General features: G+C 65.0%; 3 protein-coding genes. All 3 read right to left on the bottom strand.

From position 1 onward, the window contains the following. Window positions 1-90: 90 nt before the first annotated feature. The gene (locus ABB28_RS17810; protein WP_185000384.1) at window positions 91-813 is read right to left on the bottom strand and encodes a histone; all 723 of its coding nucleotides are present in this window, start codon (window positions 811-813) and stop codon (window positions 91-93) included. Between the two features lie 648 nt (window positions 814-1,461). After that, window positions 1,462-1,860: a glycine cleavage system protein GcvH gene (gene gcvH, locus ABB28_RS15050; RefSeq protein WP_057687194.1), complete on the bottom strand. Its 399-nt coding sequence runs from the start codon at window positions 1,858-1,860 to the stop codon at window positions 1,462-1,464. A gap of 92 nt (window positions 1,861-1,952) precedes the next feature. Next, entirely contained in the window at window positions 1,953-3,065 is a 1,113-nt protein-coding gene (gcvT, locus tag ABB28_RS15055; RefSeq protein ID WP_057687195.1) for a glycine cleavage system aminomethyltransferase GcvT, read from the bottom strand. Window positions 3,066-3,447 lie beyond the last annotated feature (382 nt).

The raw sequence follows: 3,447 nt of genomic DNA on the forward strand, positions 1-3,447 counted from the left end.
TCCCTCCGTCCCCTTTTTCATGGATAAAAAAAACCCCCTCTCCGCTGGGCAGTCGGAGAAGGGGCTTCAGGTACGGCTATCGGGAGATGCTTAGATCAGCGGCGCCGGGGTTGCCGGGAGAGCCACCGGAGCGGCCTTCTTGCGGCGTGCCGGGCTCTTGCGGGCGGCCTTCTTTGCGGCCGGCTTCTTCGCAGCTGCCTTTTTCGCGGTCTTCTTCACGGCCTTCTTGGCGGTCGCTTTCTTGGCGACTTTCTTGGTGGCCTTCTTCACTGCCTTCTTCGCGGTCGCCTTCTTGGCCGTGGCCTTCTTGGCTACCTTCTTGGCCGCCTTTTTCACTGCCTTCTTGGCAGTGGCCTTCTTGGCGACCTTCTTGGCGGGCTTGCGCGCGACCTTCTTCGCTGCCTTCTTGGCAGTCGCCTTCTTGGCGACCTTCTTGACGGCCTTCTTCGCGGTCTTCTTCACTGCCTTCTTGGCAGTTGCCTTCTTGGCGACCTTGCGCGCGGTGGTCTTCTTGGCCGCCGCCTTCTTCACTGCCTTCTTGGCGGTCGCCTTCTTGGCGACCTTCTTGGCAGTGGCTTTCTTGGCGGTGGCTTTCTTGGCTACTTTCTTCGTCGCCTTCTTGGCGGCGGGCTTCTTCTTCGCAGTTGCCATGGGATGGCTCCTCGTCAGTGATGGAGTGTTGAAACGCCCAGGTAAATCGAACCCGCTGAAGCTGCTCGCGGGGCCCGCCGACGCGTCTTCCGCGTCGTGACGGTTGCTGCGATGCGCGCTTCGATCGGCGAGGCTGGCATCGCGGCAGAACGTGTCGTGCAATTGCCGGGGGGAAGCTGGGCCGACTCCACCGCGCGTGGCGGTGCAGCAGGTATCCGGGTTGTGCTTCGCGCCTGGCGGTTGATCGGTTGCACTCGGTTTGGCAGTAAAGGTCTGCTGGGCGAAACCTAATCACGCTTTTTTGGGCTGTCAACAACCCCCCGCAAAAAAATTCACGCCGCAGGTGTTCCGCGCTGGTCGCTGGCGGTGCGGCCGGCGGCGTTGCCGATCACCGCTGCAGGCATGCATCGACCGGCACAGCGTGCGCTTGCGCATCGGCACGGCGAACGAAAGCACTTTAAACAAGCCTTATTCTGAAACAGCCGAACAACACGCACGATGTCGCGCTGTTGCGGCACGCAGCATGGCGGTGACCGTCGCCGCTTCCCCAACGCTTCGGAAACGGTCGCTTTTTTTTTCACACGCGGCGCGTCCAACTTAGCGACGCAAATGCGATTTTGCGCAAAACTTTTCGTTCCCCGCGCGCCAACCGCCAACCCTCGAACCGGCCGACAACGTCTTCGACAACCGCATGCTCATGCCCGAAGCCGGTGTCCGCTGCGCGCCCCACGCATGAGCGAGGTGCCGCGATGCGGACAAAAAAAAGGACCGCCAAGGGGCGGTCCTTCGGTCTGCCATGTCGACGACGGATCAGTGATCGTCGTCTTCCAGGACCTCGGCGTAGTCGTCCGGACCCAGCAGTTCGTCCAGCTCGGCGGCCAGGTCGCTCGGCTGCACGACGTACAGCCAACCCTCGCCGTAGGCATCTTCGTTGATGGTTTCCGGCTTGTCCGACAGGGCGGAATTGACCTTGATGATGGTGCCGGTGACCGGGCTGTACACGTCCGATGCCGCCTTGACCGACTCCACGACCGCGATGGTTTCGCCGGCCTTGGCTTCACCGTCGAGCTCGGGCAGCTCGACATAGACCAGATCGCCGAGCAGGCCCTGGGCGTGGTCGGAAATACCTACGGTGACGCTGCCGTCGGATTCGACGCGCGCCCATTCGTGGGACTTGAGGAACTTGAGGTCGCCGGGGATCTCGCTCATGGCACTGCTCCAGGAATACGGGTGTGGAAAAAACGCGGGTAGTGTAACCAACCGGCCGGGCCTGCTGGCAGGCCCCGGCCGACAAAACAGGATCAGGCGACCGGCAGCACGCCGTCCTGCGCCTGGCCTTCGCGCACGAACGGGAACTTGACCACGCGCACCGGCACGGCGCGGCCGCGGATGTCCACGCTCACCGCGCCCAGCTCACCCGCGGGAACGCGGGCGAACGCGATGCCCTTGGCCAGCGTCGGCGAGAACGTGCCCGACAGGATCTCGCCCTGGCCGCCGGCGGTGAGCACGGCCTGGCCATGCCGCAGCACGCCCTTCTCGTCCATCACCAGGCCGATCATCTGGCGCGCGTCACCGGCAGCCTTCTGTGCTTCAAGCACGTCGCGGCCGATGAAATCGCGGCCCTCGTCGAGCGAAACCGTCCAGGCCAGCGCGGCTTCGTACGGGGTGATCGCTTCGTCCATGTCCTGGCCGTACAGATTCATGCCGGCTTCCAGGCGCAGGGTGTCGCGCGCGCCGAGGCCGGCCGGCTTCACGCCCGCCTGCAGCAGCTGGTTCCAGAACGCCACCACCGCGTCCTGCGGCAGCAGGATTTCGAAACCGTCCTCACCGGTATAGCCGGTGCGTGCCACGAACAAGGCGACACCATCGGCCGAGGTCACCTCGGTGGCGGCAAAGCGCGCCAGCTTGGCCAGGGTGGCCGCGCCAGCGGCGTCGACCAGACCGATCACCGCATCGCGCGCCTGCGGTCCCTGCACGGCCAGGATGGCCAGGTCAGGGCGCTGCTGCACCGCCACACCGAACGGCGCGGCCTGCGCGGTCAGCCACGCCAGGTCTTTCTCGCGCGTGGAGGCGTTGACCACCATGCGGAAGAAGTCATCGGCCAGGTAGTAGACGATCAGGTCATCGATCACCCCGCCCCGCTCATTGAGCATGCAGGAGTAGAGCGCCTTGCCGGTCACCTTCAGCTTGTCCACCGAATTGGCCAGCAGGCGACGCAGGAACGGCTTGACCTGCTCACCGCGCAGGTCGACCACGGTCATGTGGCTGACGTCGAACACGCCTGCTTCCCGGCGCACCAGGTGGTGTTCATCCAGCTGCGAACCGTAGTGGATGGGCATGTCCCAGCCCCCGAAATCGACCATCTTTGCGCCGAGGGCGCGGTGGGAATCGTTGAGCAGCGTCTTCTGGGTCATGACCGGTCCGGCAACAGGGAAACAAGGCCGCCATTATCCCAGATAGAGGCACAGCGCTGCGCGGTCCACGTCATCGCATTCGCGCTGCCGCTCCCACGCTTTGCTGCGCAAACCGCGGGCCCCGCCTCACCAGCACCCACACCCCGCCGCTTCGCGGCCGCCCCTGACTCAGGGGCTCCCTCCACCCGCCACGTAGCCGTGAAAGGTCGCTGACCCCTGCCGTTCTTTTTTTCATTGCGCGGGTGGCGGCCACCGGAACCTGTCAGCGGGTCGGGCGGTGGGGCTGGGCGGGGGCGTTGAGCGCCATGGATGGCGCGAAACGAGGCCCGCATGGATGCAGTTTTTGCCGTCCCCCGCCAGCCCCACCGCCCGGCCCCGCGCC

It is taken from the genome of Stenotrophomonas chelatiphaga (assembly GCF_001431535.1).
In the GTDB taxonomy this organism is placed as follows: domain Bacteria; phylum Pseudomonadota; class Gammaproteobacteria; order Xanthomonadales; family Xanthomonadaceae; genus Stenotrophomonas; species Stenotrophomonas chelatiphaga.

Excerpts from the sequence above, each read along its gene's own strand:
- gcvT (WP_057687195.1), bottom strand. The coding sequence starts at position 3,065 with ATGACCCAGAAGACGCTGCTCAACGATTCCCACCGCGCCCTCGGCGCA.
- gcvH (WP_057687194.1), bottom strand. The coding sequence starts at position 1,860 with ATGAGCGAGATCCCCGGCGACCTCAAGTTCCTCAAGTCCCACGAATGG.